Here is a 476-nt window from a genome sequence, read left to right as displayed (position 1 = left end):
GCGGCGTTCCAGGCGGCTTTGGCGGCGTTCCCGAACCCGGCGGCGTTCATCAACGCCTTGGTGCAGGCGTTCAGCAATATTGATGTCAACTTGGGTCTGGCCTTGCGGGCGGTGCTCAATGTGGCCATCGACGGACCGCAGGCGTTCCTCAAAGCTCTGGTGTCCGGTGGGGCGGCGTTGGCGGCTGCGTTCAACGCGGCACTGGCCAAGTTCCCGTCTCCGCAGGCCTTCGTCAACGCCTTCGTCGGTGCGCTGGCGGCCATCAACCCGACAATTGGGGTGCTGGCCAACGCATTCACCACGTTCACGGGTCAGTTGGCTGCCACCCTGGAGGCGGGGATTGCGGCGGGGCTCACCGGTTTCCAGGCGCTGCTCAATGCGCTGGGCAATCCGGCCAGTGCGCTGTTTGCGGCGTTCCAGGCGGCTTTGGCGGCGTTCCCGAACCCGGCGGCGTTCATCAATGCGCTGGTGCAGGC

General features: G+C 66.2%; 1 pseudogene. It reads left to right on the top strand.

Annotation, left to right across the window (positions count from 1 at the left end):
• A pseudogene (locus CG716_RS30450) lies at nucleotides 1-476 on the top strand (hypothetical protein); the annotation flags it as partial.

Source organism: Mycolicibacterium sphagni (assembly GCF_002250655.1).
GTDB lineage: Bacteria > Actinomycetota > Actinomycetes > Mycobacteriales > Mycobacteriaceae > Mycobacterium > Mycobacterium sphagni.
Note: the sequence above shows the minus strand (reverse complement) of the source record. Positions and strands in the feature narration are given on the sequence as shown.